This window comes from Streptomyces sp. NPDC059909, assembly GCF_042730885.1.
Lineage (GTDB): Bacteria > Actinomycetota > Actinomycetes > Streptomycetales > Streptomycetaceae > Streptomyces.
Map to the genome: position 1 here is coordinate 1 of NZ_JBHWKX010000067.1, position 20,172 is coordinate 20,172.

Below are 20,172 nucleotides of genomic sequence, written 5' to 3' on the forward strand. Positions count from 1 at the left end.
CGAGCACCGCCCGTAAAGGTCACGCATTCGACACAAGAACGCCAGTTCCCTCCCGAAAGGGCGCGATGACCAAGGCACGCAAAGACCACCCGTACACACCCCCGCTCACCAGAACACGCTTGAGTGCACTTCAACGGCAGCAGCTCCAAACCCCCGTTATGTTCCTCGCGGTCCTGCAATAGGGCCGCTGGCCTCCGGGCCCGGCATGACTGTGTCCCCCTGTCGAACGGATGACCTGGGGGGTGGTGTCACCGGGCCCGAGTGGTGCCGTCGGAGACGCTGATGAGAGGTCCGGCCACCGCCCGGCCGGGCGCAATGCCCGGCCGCATACGGGCGGCAGGTCTGCATAACGTGGATGCGCGAGAACGGCCCCGATGCCCAGGCCAGCACTGCAACGAGCAAGTGGGGGCACGATGATAGACACTGGCGACGTGGACGTCTTTCTCGGCTTGGACGTCGGCAAGAGCACACACCACGGCCACGGGCTAACCCCGGCCGGCAAGAAGGTCTTCGACAAGCCGCTGCCCAACAGCGAACCCAAACTGCGGGCCGTGTTCGACAAGCTGACCGCGAAGTTCGGCACCGTCCTGGTGGTCGTGGACCAGCCCGCCTCCATCGGCGCCCTCCCGCTGACCGTGGCCCGGGACGCTGGCTGCCAGGTCGCCTATCTGCCGGGACTGGCCATGCGCCGGATCGCCGACCTCTACCCAGGCGAGGCAAAGACCGACGCGAAGGACGCGGCCGTCATCGCGGACGCCGCCCGCACCATGCCGCACACCCTGCGCTCGCTGGAGCTGACCGACGAGATCACCGCCGAACTGACCGTACTGGTGGGCTTCGACCAAGACCTGGCCGCCGAGGCCACCCGCACCTCCAACCGGATACGGGGCCTGCTCACGCAGTTCCACCCCAGCCTGGAGCGTGTCCTGGGTCCCCGTCTCGACCACTGCGCGGTGACCTGGCTGCTGGAACGCTACGGCTCCCCGGCCGCGCTGCAGAAGGCCGGCCGCCGCAGACTCGTCGAGATGATCCGCCCCAAGGCCCCGCGCATGGCCGCCCGGCTCATCGACGATGTCTTCGACGCGCTCGACGAACAGACCGTTGTCGTTCCGGGCACCGGAACCCTGGACGTGGTCATCCCGTCCCTGGCCCGCTCGCTCGGCGACGGCACCAGCTTCCCCACCGCCGCCCACCTCGCCTCCTACGCCGGTCTCGCACCGGCTACGAAGCAGTCGGGCACCTCGATCCACGGCGAACACGCACCCCGCGGCGGAAACCGGCAGCTCAAACGCGCGATGTTCCTGTCCGCCTTCGCCGCCCTGCACGACCCCACCTCCCGCGGCTACTACGACCGCTGCCGTGCCCGGGGCAAAACCCATACCCAGGCACTCCTTCGCCTCGCCCGCCACCGCATCAGCGTCCTGTTCGCCATGCTCCGCGACGGCACCTTCTACGAGCCCCGAACCCCACGCCACATGGGACTCTGCAGTTAACAGATGAGCCCAGCTGGAGTACCCGTGACCCTTGAGGAACTGATCAGCCGACTGACTGAGACGGATGACGGCCTGACCGTCTTCGCCAGCGAGCCCTGGACTGCGCAGAGCGACGCGGTAGCTGTCCCCAACCGGGAAGGCTCATGCCGGCCAGACGCCGAGGGCCGCTCCTACCTCTTGGAAACCGTCCTGATCCGCGACGTCCTGGAGACCTGGCGCGCGCACCATGACGGGGCCGTTCCCTCACCGCAACAGGCATGCGCGGCAGTCATCTACTACGCCGAGAACGACACATACCTGCACCCGGACGAAGACCTGCCCCGATCAACCCACCCGGAGCAGCACCCCCGGCATCCGACCTTCACGTCGCCCAGGCTGGAAAGCTCGTGCACAGCCCCGCCTGTTTGACCAAAGACATAGAGGCCCCCCGCGTCGGCACGTGTCGCCCCCCGATCGGCACGTGACGTGGGTCACCGCGGTGGCACTCCCGTCGGCGGCATCCCGTGGGGTACCCTCGGCCGCTCCGACCCGCAGTAGTCAAATTTGAGGAATGCGTCATCGCTGTGCACACGCTCCCCGCGGCAACGCCCTCCGAATTCCACCAGCCCTCCGAACTCGCCACCTGCTCTGCGGTCTTCCTCCCCGCGGACCCGCCCCGCGCGGGCCGTGTCGCGTTCTGGTACGCCGACGGCAGCACGCCGCCCGCCGGGCCCGGCGACACACTCGAGGACCTGACCGTGGCCCAGGGCGGCGGCCCCGGCGGCGTGTCGACAGGTGCCCTACGCGCCCGGCTGCTGCCCGTTCGGGACGCGCTGCCGGTGCTCACCCGGGCCCGGCTGTCCGCCGACGCCTCCCCCGCCGCGGCGTTCTGGGGCGCCGCCACCGTCTTCGCCCTTCAACTCGTGGCGCGCGGGCTGCTGTTGCCGGGACTCACCGCGAGCGGCCACGACTCCTGGCGGGCCGGACCGCTGACCGCGGAGGATCTGGACCGCGTCCGGACGCTCGCGGCCTGCATGCCGCCCACCGCGCACGCCGTCCCGCTCGACGCCTCCGCGGAGCCGCTGCTGCTGCCCGATCCCGAGCGGCTGCTGCGGTCCTTCCTGGACGCGGTCGCGGACGTACTGCCGCGCACGCCAGCGGCACCGCTCGCCACCGGCTCCGGCGCGTTCGCTGCCCAGGAGCCGCAGCGGCTGCCGCAGGCGCGCGCCTGGGCGCAGGATGTCGCGGCGGGCCACGACGCGGGGGTGCGGCTGTCCCTGCGCGTGGAGGTTGCCGGCCTGAACGACAGCGGGGGGACCCGGGCTCCCGCCTTCCGGGCCGTGCTGCAGATGCACAGCGTCAGCGATCCCGCCCGGGTCGCCGACGCAGCGGCGGTCTGGGCGGGCGGGCAGGATGCCGCCTTCGGACCGCGTGCCCGGATGGACGCGCTGCTCGCGCTGCGCCGCGCGGCACGTGCCTGGGCGCCGCTCACCCCGCTCCTGTCGGCGGCCGTTCCCGACGCCATCGAGCTCGCCGACGAGGAGGTCACCGAGCTGCTCGGCGAGGCGTCCCGGGCGCTCGCCGCGACCGGTGTGCAGGTGCACTGGCCCAAGGAGCTGGCCCGCAAACTGACGGCACGCGCCGTCATCGGCCCGCCGGAGGGCGCCGAGGACGCCAAGGGCACGGACGGCACGGGCGCGACGGGCTCGGAGATGCCGTCGTTCCTGTCGGCGGACGCTCTGCTGGCCTTCAACTGGTGGTTCGCGCTGGGCGACCAGCGGCTGACCCGCGAAGAGCTGGACCAGCTCGCCGAGGCCCACAGGCCCGTGGTGCGACTGCGCGACCAGTGGGTGCTCATCGACCCCGAGGAGGCCCGCCGCGCCCGCGCGTCGCAGGACCGCAAGGTCACCCCGGTCGACGCACTCGGTGCCGTACTGACCGGTTCCACCGAGGTCGACGGACGCCGTGTCGAGGTCCGGGCGTCCGGGTGGCTGGAGCGGCTGCGCGAGCGGCTCGCCGACCCGGAGGGCGGCGAGCAGGCGGTCGCCCAGCCCGCCGCGCTCGCCGCCACCCTGCGCGACTACCAGCTGCGCGGACTGAACTGGCTGCACCGGATGACGTCGCTCGGGCTCGGCGGCTGCCTCGCCGACGACATGGGACTCGGCAAGACCATCACCCTCATCGCTCTGCATCTGCACCGCCAAAGCGACCCGTCAGCCGCCGGCCCGACGCTCGTGGTCTGCCCGACGTCCCTGATGGGCAACTGGCAGCGGGAGATCGAGAAGTTCGCCCCCGGCACACCCGTGCGCCGCTTCCACGGGGCGACGCGCAGCCTCGATGCCCTCGCGGACGGGGAATTCGTCCTCACCACGTACGGCACGATGCGGCTCGACGCGGCGAAGCTCGCCGCCGTTCCGTGGGGCATGGTCGTCGCCGACGAGTCCCAGCACGTCAAGAACCCGTACTCGGAGACGGCGAAACAGCTGCGCACGATCGGCGCGAGGGCGCGGGTCGCGCTCACCGGCACGCCCGTCGAGAACAACCTGTCCGAGCTGTGGGCGATCCTCGACTGGACGACGCCGGGGCTGCTCGGAAGGCTCGGTACGTTCCGGGCGCGGTACGCGCAGGCCGTGGAGGGCGGCGAGGATCCGGCTGCCGCCGAACGGCTGGCCTCGCTCGTACGGCCGTTCCTGCTGCGCCGCCGCAAGTCCGACCCGGGCATCGCGCCCGAGCTGCCGCCGAAGACCGAGACCGACCGCGCGGTCTCGCTGACCGCCGAACAGGCCGCTCTCTACGAGGCGGTAGTGCGTGAGACGCTGGCCGCGATCTCCGGGGCCGGCGGCATGGAGCGGCGTGGACTGGTGGTGAAGCTGCTCACCGCGCTGAAGCAGATCTGCAACCACCCTGCGCAGTACCTCAAGGAGGAGCAGCCGAGGATCCCGGACCGGTCCGGGAAGCTGGAGCTGCTGGACGAGCTCCTGGACACGATCCTCGCCGAGGACGCGAGTGTCCTCGTCTTCACGCAGTACGTGCAGATGGCGCGGCTGATCGAGCGTCACCTCGCCGCGCGCGGGGTACGGACGCAGTTCCTGCACGGCGGCACACCGGTCGCCGAGCGTGAAGCGATGGTAGGGCGCTTCCAGGACGGTGAAGTGCCCGTGTTCCTGCTGTCGTTGAAGGCGGCGGGCACCGGGCTGAACCTGACCAGGGCCGGCCATGTCGTCCACTACGACCGCTGGTGGAACCCGGCCGTCGAGGCGCAGGCCACGGACCGGGCGTACCGCATCGGCCAGACCCAGCCGGTACAGGTCCACCGGCTGATCGCCGAGGGCACGATCGAGGACCGTATCGCCGCCATGCTGGAGCGGAAGCGGGAGCTCGCGGACGCGGTGCTCGGCTCCGGGGAGGCCGCGCTGACCGAACTGACGGACGCCGAGCTGGCGGACCTGGTGGAGCTGCGAGGGGGCGCACGATGACACGGAGCGGGTACGAGGACGAGGACGGGCGGACGTTCGCCGCGCTGCCGCCCGCGCGGGGGCGGGGCTTCGCGCAGACGTGGTGGGGCCGGGCGTGGCTCCAGGCGCTGGAGGACACGGCGCTGGACTCGGAGCAGCTGAAGAGGGGGCGCAAGCAGGCGCGTGACGGGGCGGTGGGGGCTGTGTCCGTACGGCCGGGACGGATCACCGCGGTGGTCAGGGACCGGGACGGTACGGCGCACCGCAGTGATGTGCTGCTGCAGGAGCTGACCGGCGACGCATGGGACCGCCTGCTGGACATGGCGGTGGACCGGGCGGGACACATCGCGGCGCTGCTGGACCGGGAGATGCCGCCGCACCTGGTGGAGGACGCGGCGGGCGCCGGGGTCGAACTGCTGCCGGGCATCGGGGACCTGGAGCCCGAGTGCAGCTGCGAGGCGTGGGACCTGTGCCCGCACACGGCGGCGCTCTGCTACCAGGTGGCGCGGCTGCTCGACCAGGATCCGTTCGTGCTGCTGCTGTTGCGGGGGCGCGGGGAGCGCCGACTGCTCGACGAACTTCAGGTGCGGAGTGCGGCGCGGGCGGAGCCCGACGTGCGGCCCGCGCCCGTGCCGGAGGGTGTTCGGGCGGACGAGGCGTTCGCCGCGGCGGACATCCTGCCCGCGCTGCCGGACGCACCGCCGCTGCCGCCCGAGCCAGGGATGCCGCCGTCGCTGGACACCGAGACCGACGCTCCGCCGGGTCTGGACGCGGACGCACTGGAGTTCCTCGCGGCGGACGCGGCGGGGCGGGCGCACCGCATGCTGGCGGACGCGCTGTGCCCGGGGCAGCCACGGCAGCCCGTCGAGCCCGACCTGACGGTGGGCCAGGACGCGGTGCGGCTCGCCGCGGCCGGCGGGGACACCGCCGTCCCGGCGGCGGTCCTGGCGCGGCTGGCGACGGGTTCGGGCCGTTCCCGTGCGGACCTCGACCTCGCGGTGCGCGCCTGGCGGCTCGGCGGGGCGGCGGGGATCGCGGTCCTGGAGGACGAGTGGGTGCCGGACGAGGAAGCGTTCGCCCGGGCGAACGCGCGGCTGGCGGAGGCATGGGCGGAGGGCGAACGTCCCCGGCTGCGGGATGCAGGTGCGGGGCGCTGGACGGTGGTCGGGGCGGATGCGCAGCTTCGTCTGGGCGCCGACGGCCGCTGGTGGCCCTTCACCAGGGTCCGCGGCCGCTGGGCCCTCGCGGGGCCGGCCGCTCCGGACCCGGCATCGGCGCTGGCGCCGCTGCTCGTGGAGGTGTAGTGGAGGTGTAGCGGCGCCGACGGGCCAGGGCTCCGTCGTTCTCGCGGTTGGCCCGACGTAGCCGGTATGGGCCTGATGCCCCAACTCGCTTGCATGGCGGTGGTTCGCAGGCGCACGCGCAGTCACGACTCCGGTGATCATGGAGTGTCGAGTTCGCTGATCACCACAACGGAAGACCGTGCCTGCTGCGTCAGCATCCCCCATGCCTGCCGGGCTTGGCCAACTCGTCGGTTCCGATCCGGCCCGCCGATGAATTGCCTGACCTGATGGACCGACTGCGCCGCCTGCCCGACCCGCGCCGCCTCCAAGGCCGGCGTCACCGGCCGTGGTACGTCCTGGCCCTGGCCGCCTGTGCGGTCCTGGCCGGGGCGAAGTCCCACACCGCGATCGCTGAGTGGGCCGCCGACGCCCCTGAGTAGCTCCTTCTCCAGTGCGGGGCCACGCTGTGCGATCCGGACCAGCCCTACCGGGCGCCCAGCGAGGCGACCGTGCGCCGGGTACTCCAGCGCAGCGACGGCGACGCGCTCGACGCGGCGATCGGCGGCTGGCTCACCGCTCGTGCGGACGCATCCCGCGCCGCCGACGAGGACTAATGCCCGCCGTCCCGCCCGGTGCAGACGGCGGTCGCGGTGGACGGCAAATCCCTGCGCGGCGCCATCCGCGCCGACGGCCACCGCGTCCATCTGCTGTCGCCGCGCAGCGCGGACAGCTGCGCCGCAGTCACGCGCCTGCTGGGTGGGCTGTCTTGCCGCTGCTGCCCTTGACAGGCGGCCCCGCGTTGTAATGGAATCTGTTACAACGCTAGCCGCTCGAGGCAGGAGGGTCCGATGGCCGTCAGCAGTCGCATGACCGTGGCCACACACGCATTGACCTGGATGGCGCTCACCTGCCCTCAACGTCCCGGCGGCATTGTGACCTCCGACAGGATCGCGGCGAGTGTCAATACAAACCCTGTGGTGATTCGTCGGGTCCTCGGCGGTCGACGTGAGGCCGGCCTGGTCGTGTCGGTGCGTGGTCAAGGTGCGGGTGTGAAGCTCGGGCGACCCCCGGAGTCGATCACCTTGAAAGATGTTTACGAAGCCGTCGAACCCGAGCCGCTCATCGCATTGCATTCGGCCCTCCCCAATCAGGAGTGTCCCATCGGCCTGGGCCTCCCGCCGGTGCTGCAAGGTGTGTACGGTCGCGCCGAGGATGCGATGAAGGAAGAGTTGGCGACGATCAGCATCGCCGACGCCCTAAGAAAGACGATCGCCGCCGCCTGAAATGCGGGCGTTCGGTGATATCCGGTTTATTTCCGGCCGATCTTCGGATCGGCCTCTCTTTGAAACAGTGATGTAACAGGTATGGTTACATCACCAGGAGCACCCCCGACGTGTACCGATCACTCCTCGTACTGCCTGCGGCGCTCTTCGCTATCGGCACGGACAGCTTCGTCATCGCCGGTATCCTGCCCGACGCCGGGCACTCTCTGGGTGTTGGCATCGGAACCGCCGGATGGCTGATCACGGCCTACGCCTTCACCTACGCCATCCTCGGCCCCGTCATGGCGGCACTCACCACGCGCCGGCCGCGACGCACGATGTTCCTCACGGGACTCGGCATCTTCGTCGTGGGCAACCTTTTGACCGCATTTGCCCCGAACTTCGGTATCGCTTTGTTCGCACGGGTGCTGGCCGGGCTGGGCGGCTCGATGGTGACCCCGACCGCGATAGCTGCGGCCGCCGCGCTCGCTCCGCCGGAGCGCCGGGGGCGCGCGATCTCCACGGTGATGGCCGGTCTCAGCGCGGCGACCGCGCTCGGTGCCCCCATCGGCACGGCCATCGGCAGTCTGACCGGTGACTGGCGCATCACCATGGTGTTCGTCTCCGCTCTCGGGGCTGTTGCGGCGCTGGCCATCGCGCTTCTGCTGCCCGAGATCCCCAACCCGCCGCTGATCCTGCTGCGGACGCGTCTCGCGCCGCTCGGCGACCGCCGTATCGGCATCGGCCTGCTGACGACACTCCTGCTGTTCACCGGCCTGTACATCGTCTACTCCTACATCGCGGACGGCCTGGACCGCGCGACCGGCGGCAGCGGCACCACGCTCGCAATCCTGCTGTTCGTGTGGGGTGTGGCCTCGACGATCGGCACACTCGGTTCGGGGCACCTGGTCGACCGGCTCGGCGCCCGCCGGATCATCAACACCGCCCTCGTGGTGCTCGCCATCGACTTCGTGCTGATGCCATGGTTCAGTGCGCACATTGGCACAGCCGTCGTCGCGCTGATCGTGTGGGGCCTGTGCGGCTGGGGATTCATCACGCCGCAGACCCACCGCCTGATCGGTGCGATGCCGGCGGCTGCCCCGATGCTGACGGGCCTCCACTCCGCGACGCTCTACGTCGGGGTCTCCATCGCCCCCGTCGTCGGCCAGGGCGCGCTGAACTGGGCCGGCGTGCACTGGCTCGGCCCCGTCGGCGCCGCACTGATCGTCCTTGCCTTCGGCGCGGCCGAGATCACACACCTGATCATCCGCCGCCACCACCACCAGCCTGCTGCCGAACCGGCTCCGGCCCGGTGACCGCGAGCGCCGCACGGTCCTGACACCGGACGGTGCCACAGGGTGGGTGTGAAAACGCGCGCAGCCTGGACACACGGCGCACGCCGGTGGACGCATCACGTGCCCCCCACAGACTCGGCGACTACGAGGTCGCCGACCCCAGCCGGGAGCATTTCGGGTGTTCGCGGTAAACAGAAGAACAAAGCATCGAAAGTACAGAAAGCGGACAATCATGGCTCTCGAATACGACGTCCTCGTCACCCTTCCTCCCCGGGCGGTCCTGCCCGATGGTTCCTCGGTCCGGCCGCTGCCGGCCTGGTCCCCGATGTCGGCGACCCTCATCTACGGGGAGCGGGACGCCATCCTGATCGACGCCCCGCACCTGGAGGAGCAGTCCCGGCAGGTGGCCGAGTGGGTGCTGGCCTCGGGCAAGAACCTGGTCGCGATGTACGCCACTCACGGCCACGGCGACCACTGGTTCGGTTTCTCCGAGGTCGCCAAGCACTTTCCCGACGCGCGGATGATCGCCACCGAGGGCACCGTGGCCCTGGCGGAGTTCACCGCCGGAAAGCGTATGGCGTTCTGGAACAGCCAGTTTCCCGGCCAGATCGTCAAGGACATCGTGCTGCCCGAGGTGATCGACGACTACACCTTCCTCCTGGAGGGCGAGGAGGTCCGGTTCGTCGAGGCCGGCGACAGCGACGGACCGGACACCACGTTCGTGCACGTGCCGTCCATCGGCCTCGTCGTCGCGGGCGACATCGCCTACAACGGCGTCCACCCCTACCTCGCCGGCGGCGAGAAGGCCCGGCCGCTGCCCGAGCGGCGCGTGGACTGGATCGCCGCCATCGACAAGATCGCTGCGGTCCACCCTCGCGCCGTCGTCGCCGGGCACAAGAACCCCGCCAACGACGACGACCCCCGCCACCTGGACGAGACCCGCAAGTACCTGCAGGACACCGAGGAAGTGGCCGCCGTCGCCCGCCACGCCAAGGAGTTCGCCGATCTGATGCTGCTGCGCCACCTGGACCGCATCAATCCCACCATCCTGGCCCTGACTGCCGAACACCTCTACCCCGGAACGACCGTCGACGGACGCGCCATCGAGTGGTGACACACCACTCCCGCGGGCACCGGCACCACGGTCACACGGAACGGGGCCCCACCGCAGGACGGACCGACGAGCCGCCTGAGCACGAGGACGAACCCTGTCCGTCCCTCGCGGCCGGCGGAGAAACCGTAGCTTCACGGCCTTGGGCTTCGGCCCCGGTAGGTCTCCAGCAGCCTGAGCCAGACCTCGCTGATGGTGGGGAAGGCGGGCACGGCGTGCCACAGCCTGTCCAGCGGGACCTCGCCGGCGACCGCGATGGTGGCCGAGTGCAGAAGTTCCCCGACGCCGGGGCCGACGAAGGTGACCCCGGCCACCATGCCGCGCTCCACATCGACGAGCATGCGGGCCTTGCCGCGGTAGCCGTCGCCGTACAGGAGCGCGCCTGCGACGTGGGCGAGGTCGTAGTCCACGACCTCGACCCGGCGCCCGGTCCGCTCCGCCTCGCGCGTGGTCAGACCGACGGACGCGACCTCCGGGTCGGTGAAGACGACCTGCGGTACGGCGGCGCCGTCGGCGGTCGCGCTGTGCGGGCCCCACCTGGTGTCCTCGACGGGCTCTCCCTTGGCGCGGGTGCCGATGACGGCGCCGGCGATCCGGGCCTGGTACTTGCCCTGATGAGTCATCAGCGCCCGGCCGTTGACGTCACCGACGGCATACAGCCAGCCGCCGGTGACGGCGGTCACCCGGAAGGTGTCGTCCACACTCAGCCAGTCCCCCGGAGTCAGGCCGACGGTCTCGAGGCCGACGTCCCAGGTCCGCGGGGCCCGGCCGGTCGCGAACAGGATCTCGTTCGCGGCCAGTTGCCCGCCGTCGGCCAGCCGGATCCGCACTTCGCCGCCCTCACGTGCCACGGATGCCACGGAGGCCCCGAGCCGGACGTCGACGCCTGCTTCGCGCAGCCCGTCCGCGACCAGCTCGCCGACGAACGGCTCCATGCGCGCAAGCAGTCCGGCGTCGCCACGCACCAGCATGGTCACCTGCGATCCGAGCGCCTGCCAGGCGGTGGCCATCTCGACGGCCACCACACCCCCGCCGACCACGGCCAGACGGCCCGGCACCCGGTCGGCACTGGTCGCCTCACGGTTGGTCCAGGGGCGCACGGTCTCCAGTCCGGGGATGTCGGGCATCGCCGCACCGGTGCCGGTGCAGACGGCGACGGCGTGCCGGGCGGACAGCCGGATGGTGTCACCGTCCGGGGTCTGTACCGCCACCCGCCGGGGACCGTCGAGTCGGCCGTGACCGCGTATCAGCTCGACGGACACCGACTCCAGCCAGTTCACCTGGCCGTCGTCCTTCCAATAGGAGGCCGCCCTGTCGCGGTGATCGAGGACCGCGGCGACATCCAGCGGCCCGGCCACCGCCTCGCGCAGCCCGGGTACCCGGCGCGCGTCGGCGCGTGCCAACACCGGCCGGAGCAGCCCCTTGCTGGGGTCGCAGGCCCAGTACGAGCACTCGCCGCCGAGCAGCTCGCGCTCCACGATCACGGTGCTCAGCCCGGCGGCACGGGCACGTTCAGCCACGTTCTCACCGACCGGGCCCGCGCCGATGACGACCACGTCGTACGTCTGGGAGACCTCGTCCATCACTGCTCCTGCTCACTCATCCCGAGGTCTTCAGGCGATCTGGGTCCGTGCAAGTCGGGCTCGCCGGGCCAGCAGGCCGGCCTGGATGATGAAGAACACGCCGCCGGCTGTGGTGTAGAGGACCAGAATGCCGAGCTTGGGCTGGTCGGCGAGGGCCTGGGTGTTGTGGCCGATGCCCGCGAGGATGGACAGGCCGCCCGCGAGAAGCATCGGCCACTGCGTGCCGAGTTCGGGGCTGCGCCGCCGGATGCCGACCACTATCTGGGCCACGCCGGAAATGACGGCCCAGGCACCGAATACGTGCAGTACCGCCTGTGCGCCGTTGGCCCCTGCTACGCCGAGGGTGATGGCGATGAGGGTGCTGAGCACCCCGTTGAACAGCGTGACCCGACGCTGCGATTCGTTCGTGACGGCACGGTAGTCGATCAGTGATGACACTGCGTCGATCAGCGGGTAGACGGCCAGCAGGATGATCGCCGGGGCGTCGAGGGGGTCATGGTTCACGGAGAACGCCGCGGCCCATGCGACGGCCAGGATGCCACGGCCCAGGTACAGCTTCAGCAGTGAGGAGCGGGGGTTGTCGGCAAGGGGCGTACGGGATGACTGGGTGTTCGTACTCATAGGGTTGGTCTTTCTCAAGGTTGCGAGTTGCGGTGGGGCCGATCAGTGCCGGGCACTGGCTCGGGGCCGGTGCCCGGCGCTGATCGGGAGGGCGTGCGGCGACCGGGGGTGTGGTTACCCGGCGGCCCAGAACGAGCAATGGTGCTTGGCGGCGAAGTCCTTCTCGACCTCGGGCTGCGGCGGCACGAGCGACATCACGTCCGTGCTGTTGTGGAACGACAGCCAGGGCACCGCTGCCGTCGAGGGGTTGCCGCCGGCCGCGAAGTTCGCCCAGGCCGCTCGCATGTCGGCCGAGAGCTTCTCCTGGTCGGCGCTGAACGGGTCCTGGAACGGCGCGTCGGGCAGGTCGAAGAGGTAGTGGACCTCGGAGCCGTGCGTCGCCACGGGCGGCGGGTCGAGCCGGAAGTAGCGCGCAGGCGACTGGTCGTCGTTGAACTCGTAGGCGAAGGTCGGCACCCGCTTGGAGGTCCACTTGTTCACCTGGAGCGCGCTGCAGGCGAAGCTGGCGTCGCCGGACACTGCGCTGAAGGCCAGCGTCGGCGACGGGTACGCGCTGAGCGGATACTCCTGCGCGACCGCCTTGGCCCGTGCATCCGACACGCCGAGCACCGACGCGATGGTCCGTTCGTAGTTCTCGGCAGTCACGCCCCCTTGGGGCAGCGGCAGGAACCCGCCGCTGACGACGCCCCCGCGGGTGACGAAGACCCGCTCCTCCTCGCGGTTCATTCCGTTGAGGATCGGCACGCGGGCGAACCGGCCGGCGGCCAGCGACGTCCCGATCGACTCCTTGAGGACCCTGCCGTCGACGACGCCGGGGATCGCGGACGGGCCCCAGTTGTTCACGAGGTTGGCGGCCGGCAGGTCGCGCAGGCACTTCGCGGTCTGGTCCGTGCAGCCCGCCTTGGCCGCGAACGCCTGGCCGGCGGTCTGGGCAGTGGCGAGGGGCTGCTGCTTCAGCGCGAAGGTTCCGCTCTGCACGATGGCGCGGTGGAAGAGCCCACGGGAGCTGGGGGAGGTGAGGTGGGCGAGGACGGACAGGCCGCCGGCCGACTCGCCCGAGATGGTGACGTTGCGCGGGTCGCCACCGAAGCGGCCGATGTTGTGCTGCACCCAGCGCAGGGCGGCCTGCTGGTCCATCAGCCCGTAGTTGCCGGACGGGGCGCCGGGCCGCGAGGCCAGCACGGGGTGGGAGAGGAAGCCGAGGGCGCCGAGCCGGTAGTTGACGGTGACGACCACGGTGCCCTCGGCCGCCAGCTTGGTGGGGTCGTACTCTCGGCCGGCGCCGGTGACCAGGCCGCCGCCGTGGATCCACACGAGCACCGGCCTGCCCGCGCTGTGACGCTTGCCCGGCTTGGGCGTGGAGACGTTGAGGTACAGGCAGTCCTCGCTCGTGGGACCGGGCTGGGCGAGGCCCATGGGCTGCGGGCAGCTCGGCGCGAAGCCGGTCGCGTCGCGCACGCCCTTCCAGTCGGCCGCGGGCTGCGGGGCTTTCCACCGCAGCTGTCCGGTGGGCGCGGCGGCGTAGGGCAGTCCATGGAAGGCGTAGCCCCCGTCCTTGACCGTGCCGCGGACGGCACCGCCGTCGATGGTCACGATCGGGCCGCCGTCAGAGTGCCGAACCGATGCGTCACCACCGGGTTCGGTAGCGGTGGCACCCACTGCCGCGATGGTCAGCGCGGACAGGCCCGCGCCGAAGGCAGTTAGAGGGGCACGCCACCTCCACCGCCGCTCGCGCCTCGCGTGGGTCGACTTCATGATCTTGAATCCTTCGGTTCGGGAGAAAGCGTGGGAGGCTCGGGCGGGGCAGTCGGCCGATCGTGGAGCCGTTGTGCGAACAGCGAGGCTTCGACGACGAAGAACGCCTCGGCCGGCGGCCGCGATCAGCGCGAGCGGGTCCTGCGTCTGATCACCGCCGGCCGCCATCCCCGCCAGTCACGGCCCGCCGCCCTCGCATGGCTGTGTGCCGTCAGCGGCGGGGCGCCCGCGCCTTGCCGCTGACGTGCTGGGAGACCCCTCCGGAGATGAAATGAGAAGGTATGACTGCCATGGGGGTTTCCCTCGATGTTGCGCGGACAGGAGTAACCGGATCGGTCACCGGTCAGGCCGGTGGCTGCCAGTGTGCAAGGCTGAACCATCGATGGTCCGTGGACGCAGGAAACCCGCACGGTAGGGGTCAGGAATGCAGGATCACGTCAGACCGTTGAGTGACGAAGCGCTGGCGCTCATCCATGCGATGCAGCTGCAACCGCGGGCATCGTGGACCGACCTCGGCCGCATCCTGCGCGTGGACCCGGTCACCGTGGCACGGCGGTGGGGCCGGCTTGCTGAACGTGGCGAGGCTTGGATCGGTTTCTCGCCGGGGCCTCGGATGATCGAGCAGCTCTGCGCCGCCTTCGTCGACATCGACTGCACCGCCGCAGATGCCGGCGCGGTAGCCCGTGTGCTCAGCGCCCATCCGCACGTGGTCAACCTGGAGCGGGCAGCCAGCACGCACCAGCTGCTCGCGACCGTGGCCACCAGCGACCTGGCCGCGATGTCCCGCTACACCCTCGATGTGCTGCCGGCAGTGCCGGGTGTCACCGTCGTCCGGGCCCGGATCGTCACCCACATCTTCACCGAAGGCGGCCGCTGGAGGATCGGCGCCCTTGCCCCCGCTCAACGAGCCCAGCTCACCGCCCAGACCGGTGCCGCCACCGTTCAGCCAACCCGCCAGGTCACCAGCTTCGACCGTGCGCTGCTCGCCGAGCTCGCCCCCGACGGCCGGGCCTCCCACCAGGCCCTGGCCGACGCCCTGGCCACCAGCGCCTCCACCGTCAAGCGCCGCCTCGACCAGCTCACCCGGACCGGCACGCTGCGCTTCCGCTGCGACTTCGCCCGCCCGCTGGGCGGCTGGCCCGTCGCCGCCACCTTCTGGGCCACAGTCCCACCCGCCGACCTGCCGGACATCGGCCATTCCCTCATCCGGCTGCCCGATGTCCGCGCCTGCCTCGCGCTCAGCGGCCCCCACAACCTCGTCCTGCAGGCCTATCTCCGCTCCGTCGAAGACGTTCTCCGCTTCGAAACCCAGGTCGCCACCGCCCACCCGAGGATCAACATCGCCGAGCGAGTGATCACCTTGCGGCACTACAAGCATCTCGGCCACCTCCTCGACCCCTACGGACGCTCCGTCGGCGTCGTACCGCCCGACATCTGGTCCGATCCCGGCAGCACGGAGGCTCAGGGCTCGGATCCTGCGTGAAGGTGCTGCCACCTTGGTGGGGTGGGACGCAGGCCGGCGGTGGCGTGTGCCGACCCTGGACTCTGCGGACGGCTCGCCCTCGTGACGGGTTGTCCGCTCCACCTTGGATGGCGCGCTCGGTCAACTACTTGGCGTTCCGTGACAGGGACTTGAGTCGCGGCCTGCGCAAACCTGACCTGACGTAGGGCCACGAGGGAGGCTCCAGCGCATGGTGGATGCCCGGAGCCCAGACGTATCCGCACGCACCTGCGGTGATCGAGCCGGGCGTGATCGAAGGTACCCGGCTAGTAGGGCTTTGCTAGGTTCGGTGGTGGGGTTCGGGTGTGGGGGTGGGTCGGCCGCATATCGAACAGGCGCCGGTCCAGGTGGCCAGGAGTTTCTGTAACGCGCGGAGGACCGCGTAGAGGGTCAGGCCGACGCAGGGACTTTTGGGTCGAGTCGGAGCAGGGTGCAAAAGGCCTGGGCGAGGGAGGCGAGGGTCACGTGGCGGTGCCAGCCGAGGTAGCTGCGGCCTTCGAAGTGGTCCAGTCCCAGGCCGTCTTTGAGTTCGCGGTAGTCGTGCTCGACGCGCCAGCGGATCTTGGCGATGCGGACCAGTTCACGCAGTGGGGTGTCGGCGGGCAGGGTGGACAGCCAGTAGTCGGGTGGGCTCGGCGGCGCCGGGCGGCCATTCGGCCAGCAGCCAGCAGTCGGGTAGGGAGCCGTCCACGCCGCGGCGGATGGTGCGGTTGGCGGGGCGGACCCGCAAGGCAAGGAACCGCGAGCGCATGGCAGCGTGGGGGTTGTCCCTGGTCGCCTTGCTGCCGTGGCGCCAGGTGACGGTCCGCGCGGCCTGGCGCCCGGCGGCCAGGGTCAGCGCCCGCAGCGTCGTGTGCGGCTGGGGGTAGGCCGGATTCGGCGGACGGCCCTGGCCGCTGTAGGGCGGGCGTTCAGGGACCGCATCGCCCGGGTAGCAGGTGGTGCTGCCCTTGACCGCCACCGCGTAGGGCAACCCGCGCTCGGTCAGGCCTTCACGGAAGCCGGTGGCATCCCCGTAACCGGCGTCGGCAACCACCGGCAGATCGGGCAGCTCCCAGTCCTCGCGGGTCTCGTCGAGCATGTCCAGGGCCAGGCGCCACCTTTCCCGGTGCCGGACCTCGTCGGGGATGCCCGCCTTCGCCCGCCGGCGTCGGATCGCCTCCGCCAGCAGCGCATCCCCGGGGTTCTTGGCGTCGTCCCAGCTCCCGGGCAGGAACAGCCGCCAGCCGACGGCATTGCACCACCGGCCGACTCCTCCACGGACTTGTGCTCGATCGGAGTCTCGCTCACTTGGCGTCTCTCCCTTGATCAGCAGATCCGCGCGTCGAGCGCGTCGCCGTCGCTGCGCTGGAGTACCCGGCGCACGGTCGCCTCGCTGGGCGCCCGGTAGGGCTGGTCCGGATCGCACAGCGTGGCCCCGCACTGGAGAAGGAGCTACTCAGGGGCGTCGGCGGCCCACTCAGCGATCGCGGTGCGGGACTTCGCCCCGGCCAGGACCGCACAGGCGGCCAGGGCCAGGACGTACCACAGCCGGTGACGCCGGCCTTGGAGGCGGCGCGGGTCGGGCAGGCGGCGCAGTCGGTCCATCAGGTCAGGCAATTCATCGGCGGGCCGGATCGGAACCGACGAGTTGGCCAAGCCCGGCAGGCATGGGGGATGCTGACGCAGCAGGCACGGTCTTCCGTTGTGGTGATCAGCGAACTCGACACTCCATGATCACCGGAGTCGTGACTGCGCGTGCGCCTGCGAACCACCACCATGCAAGCGAGTTGGGGCATCAGGCCCATACCGGCTACGTCGGGCCAACCGCGAGAACGACGGAGCCCTGGCCGACGGGCAGGGGTCAACGGGGGCTGACACCAACGGAGTTCGGGGATCACGCGTCTTCGCCCTTCGAATCTTCCCCGCAGAAACTCCCCCTCCGAATCGCACTCTCCGAATCGCACTCTCCGAATCTCGGTCTCCGAATCTCGGTCTCGCCCATTTCGTCATCGCCGTTGACAAATTAATATCCGGGGCAGCTCTCAGGAAGACGCAGTGCAGGGACGCCGAGCGGAAACGGAGAGATCGATGTCTGTACCGGAAGGGCCGCTCGTCGTCGGAGTGGACAGCTCCACCCAGTCGACGAAGGCACTGGTCGTCGACGTCGCCACCGGCCGGGTCGTGGCGAGCGGCCAGGCCCCGCACACCGTCACCGGCCGGGGCGGCGCCCGTGAGAGCGACCCGGAGGACTGGTGGGCGGCGCTCGCGGACGCGCTGGGTCAGTGCGGGGCGCCGGCCCGTCGCGCCGCCGCCGTGTCCGTCGCCGGGCAGCAGCACGGCCTCGTCACGCTGGACGGGCAAGGCCGGCCGGTGCGTCCGGCGATGCTGTGGAACGACGTGCGGTCGGCGACGCAGGCCGAACGGCTGATCGAGCACCTCGGCGGCCCGAAGGCGTGGGCCGAGCGCACCGGCAGCGTCCCCGGACCCGCCTTCACCGTCACCAAGTGGGCGTGGCTGCGCGAGCACGAACCAGAGGCCGCCGCGGCCAGCCGCGCAGTGCGACTCCCGCACGACTTCCTCACCGAGCGCCTGACCGGCCGGGCCGTCACGGACCGCGGGGACGCCTCGGGCACGGGCTGGTGGACCCCCGCGACGGGTGCGTACGACGTGGAGATTCTCGGTCTCGCGGGCCTCTCCCCCACGCTGCTGCCGGAGGTCGCCGACCCGTTCGAGACGGCCGGGACGGTCCGCGATCTGCCCGGTCTGCCACTCCCGGCGGGCGCGTTGGTCGCGCCGGGGACCGGGGACAACGCGGCAGCGGCCCTCGGTCTCGGGCTCACCACCGGGCAGCCCGTGCTGAGTCTGGGCACCTCCGGCACGGTTTACACGACCTCACCGCATCCGTCCGCCGATCCGACCGGGACCGTGGCCGGCTTCGCCGACGCCCGCGGCCGGTGGCTGCCGCTCGCCTGCACGCTGAACTGCACCCAGGCCGTCGACCGGATCGCCGCGCTGCTCGGGCGTGACCGGGACGCGGTGGAGGCAGGCGGCCGGGAGGTGCTGCTGCCCTTCCTCGACGGCGAGCGCACCCCTCAACTCCCCCACGCATCCGGGCTGTTGTACGGGCTCCGCCACGACACGACACCGGGGCGGCTGCTCCAGGCCGCGTACGACGGTGCCGTCTACGCGCTGCTCGACGCGCTGAAGAGGGTGCTGGCCGGAACCCCGGGGCAGGACGACGCCCCGCTCCTGCTCATCGGCGGCGGCGCGCAGGGGGCCGCCTGGCGTGAGACCGTCCGCCGGCTGTCCGGCCGCGCGGTCCAGGTGCCGGCCGCCCGCGAACTCGTCGCGATCGGCGCCGCCGCACAGGCCGCCGCTGTGCTCACGGGCGAGGACCCCGCCGCCGTCGCCCGGCGATGGGGCACGGCGGACGGTCCGTCGTACGACCCCGTCCCCGTGGACCGCGCCGCGCTGGACCGGATCGGCACCGTCCTCACCGACGGCGGACCGCTCCTGCACAGGCAACTGCACGGGGAGCACCCGGCATGAACCCGTCGCCCCTCCCGGACGCGCCCTGGGGGCTCCCCCACACCCAACAGGGCATGCGCCGCCGCAACCTGTCCCTCGTCCTGCACGCCGTCGCCGCGGAGGGCCCCTTGTCGCGCGCGAGTGTCGCGGGCCGGATCGGGCTGACCAGGGCGGCGGTGTCCTCGCTCGTCGACGAACTGACCCACGCCGGGCTGCTGGTGGAGCTGGGTCGCGAGCAGTCCGGCACCGTGGGCCGGCCCGGCAGTGCGATCGGCATCGGCGACCGCGGCCCGGTCGGCATCGGGGCCGAGGTCGGCGTCGACCACCTGTCCGTCGCGGCGGTGGATCTGCGCGGGAAGGTACGGGCGCGGGCGAGTGCCGGGGCCGACAACCGGGGCCGTCCGCCCGAGCCGGTACTCAAGGAGCTGGCCGGCCTCGTCCGCGAGGTCACCGATGCCGTACGCGGCGAGGGGCTGCGCCCCGCCGGCGTGGCCGTTGCGGTGCCGGGTCTGGTGGCGCGCGACACCCACACCGTCGTACGCGCTCCCAACCTGGGCTGGTGGGACGTCGACCTGGGCGCCTGCCTCCCGTACGGGCCACGGCTCACCGTCGACAACGAGGCCAATCTCGGCGCGCTCGCCGAGCTGTGGATCGGGGGCGATCCGGCGCCGCGGGACTTCGTGCACGTCTCGGCGGAGATCGGCATCGGCGCGGCCGTGGTCGTCGACGGCAGGCTGCTGCGCGGTGCTCATGGATACGCGGGCGAGCTGGGCCACGTACCGGTACGGCCCGAGGGCCCCGCGTGCGCCTGCGGGGGCCGGGGCTGTCTCGAGCAGTACGCGGGCGAGGAGGCCGTGCTGCGGGCCGCGGGGCTCTCCACGACGGGCCGCCCGATCGGGCTGCTCGCCGAGCGGGCGGCGGCCGGTGACCGCGAGGTGCGCCGGGCGCTGCGTGGTGCGGGCGCGGCGCTCGGCATCGCGCTGGCCGGTGCGGTCAATCTGCTGGACCCGCGTGCCGTGGTCCTGGGCGGCGCGCTGTCGCGGCTGTCGCCGTGGCTGCTGCCCTCCCTGGAGCGGGAGTTGACACGCCGTACGACCGATCCGGCACGCCCGGCGCTGACGGTCTCGAGGCTCGGCTCGGACGGGCCGCTGCTGGGGGCGGCGCATTCGGTGGTGCGGGCGGTGCTGGACGATCCGGCGGCGTACGCACTGGGTTCGCCGACCGGCTGCCAGTAATCCAGCGCGCCTTCGTGAGCCACGACCGGGGCGAGCATGGCCACATGCCGAGCTTCTCGAACAGATGGACGTACCGCCGAGGACCCGGT

At 71.5% G+C, this 20,172-nt stretch carries 17 protein-coding genes; 11 read left to right on the plus strand and 6 right to left on the minus strand.

All coding sequences use genetic code 11. From position 1 onward, the window contains the following. Positions 1–413 precede the first annotated feature (413 nt). From ACFV9O_RS31755 to ACFV9O_RS31790, 8 genes are all read left to right on the plus strand, one after another. Entirely contained in the window at positions 414–1,493 is a 1,080-nt protein-coding gene (locus ACFV9O_RS31755; protein WP_385423907.1) for an IS110 family transposase, read from the plus strand. Positions 1,494–1,517: 24 nt separating this feature from the next. After that, positions 1,518–1,901, plus strand: a complete 384-nt coding sequence (locus tag ACFV9O_RS31760) for a hypothetical protein (RefSeq protein WP_385423909.1) — start codon at positions 1,518–1,520, stop codon at positions 1,899–1,901. A 155-nt stretch (positions 1,902–2,056) separates the two neighbouring features. Then, positions 2,057–4,948, plus strand: a complete 2,892-nt coding sequence (locus ACFV9O_RS31765; RefSeq protein WP_385423911.1) for a DEAD/DEAH box helicase — start codon at positions 2,057–2,059, stop codon at positions 4,946–4,948. After that, the gene (locus tag ACFV9O_RS31770; RefSeq protein WP_385423913.1) at positions 4,945–6,231 is read left to right on the plus strand and encodes an SWF or SNF family helicase; all 1,287 of its coding nucleotides are present in this window, start codon (positions 4,945–4,947) and stop codon (positions 6,229–6,231) included. Before ACFV9O_RS31765 ends, ACFV9O_RS31770 begins: the two co-directional genes overlap by 4 nt. 266 nt (positions 6,232–6,497) lie before the next feature. Beyond that, positions 6,498–6,650, plus strand: a complete 153-nt coding sequence (locus tag ACFV9O_RS31775) for a transposase family protein (RefSeq protein ID WP_385423915.1) — start codon at positions 6,498–6,500, stop codon at positions 6,648–6,650. A gap of 408 nt (positions 6,651–7,058) precedes the next feature. Then, the gene (locus ACFV9O_RS31780) at positions 7,059–7,493 is read left to right on the plus strand and encodes an Rrf2 family transcriptional regulator (protein ID WP_385423917.1); all 435 of its coding nucleotides are present in this window, start codon (positions 7,059–7,061) and stop codon (positions 7,491–7,493) included. Between the two features lie 110 nt (positions 7,494–7,603). Further along, entirely contained in the window at positions 7,604–8,788 is a 1,185-nt protein-coding gene (locus ACFV9O_RS31785; RefSeq protein WP_385423919.1) for an MFS transporter, read from the plus strand. A gap of 211 nt (positions 8,789–8,999) precedes the next feature. Beyond that, positions 9,000–9,881: an MBL fold metallo-hydrolase gene (locus ACFV9O_RS31790; protein ID WP_385423921.1), complete on the plus strand. Its 882-nt coding sequence runs from the start codon at positions 9,000–9,002 to the stop codon at positions 9,879–9,881. A gap of 131 nt (positions 9,882–10,012) precedes the next feature. Here ACFV9O_RS31790 and ACFV9O_RS31795 read toward each other — a convergent pair whose 3' ends face one another. The 3 genes from ACFV9O_RS31795 to ACFV9O_RS31805 form a co-directional block, all read right to left on the minus strand. Further along, a complete protein-coding gene (locus tag ACFV9O_RS31795) occupies positions 10,013–11,461 on the minus strand; it encodes a dihydrolipoyl dehydrogenase family protein (RefSeq protein ID WP_385423923.1) in 1,449 nt (482 codons plus the stop codon). Positions 11,462–11,491: 30 nt separating this feature from the next. Further along, a complete protein-coding gene (locus ACFV9O_RS31800) occupies positions 11,492–12,082 on the minus strand; it encodes a DUF308 domain-containing protein (protein WP_385423925.1) in 591 nt (196 codons plus the stop codon). Positions 12,083–12,196: 114 nt separating this feature from the next. Further along, positions 12,197–13,741: a carboxylesterase/lipase family protein gene (locus tag ACFV9O_RS31805; RefSeq protein WP_385423927.1), complete on the minus strand. Its 1,545-nt coding sequence runs from the start codon at positions 13,739–13,741 to the stop codon at positions 12,197–12,199. 541 nt (positions 13,742–14,282) lie between these two features. Here ACFV9O_RS31805 and ACFV9O_RS31810 point away from each other — a divergent pair. Beyond that, a complete protein-coding gene (locus ACFV9O_RS31810; protein WP_385423929.1) occupies positions 14,283–15,320 on the plus strand; it encodes an Lrp/AsnC family transcriptional regulator in 1,038 nt (345 codons plus the stop codon). A 408-nt stretch (positions 15,321–15,728) separates the two neighbouring features. Here ACFV9O_RS31810 and ACFV9O_RS31815 read toward each other — a convergent pair whose 3' ends face one another. The 3 genes from ACFV9O_RS31815 to ACFV9O_RS31825 are packed head-to-tail and all read right to left on the minus strand — an operon-like array spanning position 15,729 to position 16,925. Then, a complete protein-coding gene (locus ACFV9O_RS31815; protein ID WP_385423965.1) occupies positions 15,729–15,953 on the minus strand; it encodes a transposase in 225 nt (74 codons plus the stop codon). Continuing rightward, on the minus strand, positions 15,919–16,761 hold the full coding sequence (locus ACFV9O_RS31820) for a transposase (protein WP_385423931.1): 843 nt from the start codon (positions 16,759–16,761) through the stop codon (positions 15,919–15,921). The genes ACFV9O_RS31815 and ACFV9O_RS31820 overlap by 35 nt, the downstream gene beginning before the upstream one ends. 11 nt (positions 16,762–16,772) lie before the next feature. Continuing rightward, a complete protein-coding gene (locus tag ACFV9O_RS31825; RefSeq protein WP_385423933.1) occupies positions 16,773–16,925 on the minus strand; it encodes a transposase family protein in 153 nt (50 codons plus the stop codon). Between the two features lie 483 nt (positions 16,926–17,408). Between ACFV9O_RS31825 and xylB the strand changes: the two genes are divergently transcribed. Continuing rightward, positions 17,409–18,869, plus strand: coding sequence for a xylulokinase (xylB, locus tag ACFV9O_RS31830; protein ID WP_385423935.1), 1,461 nt, complete (start codon positions 17,409–17,411; stop codon positions 18,867–18,869). Then, positions 18,866–20,083 carry an ROK family protein gene (locus ACFV9O_RS31835; protein ID WP_385423937.1) on the plus strand — a complete coding sequence of 406 codons (1,218 nt, stop codon included), beginning with the start codon at positions 18,866–18,868 and terminating at the stop codon, positions 20,081–20,083. The genes xylB and ACFV9O_RS31835 overlap by 4 nt, the downstream gene beginning before the upstream one ends. Positions 20,084–20,172: the final 89 nt, after the last annotated feature.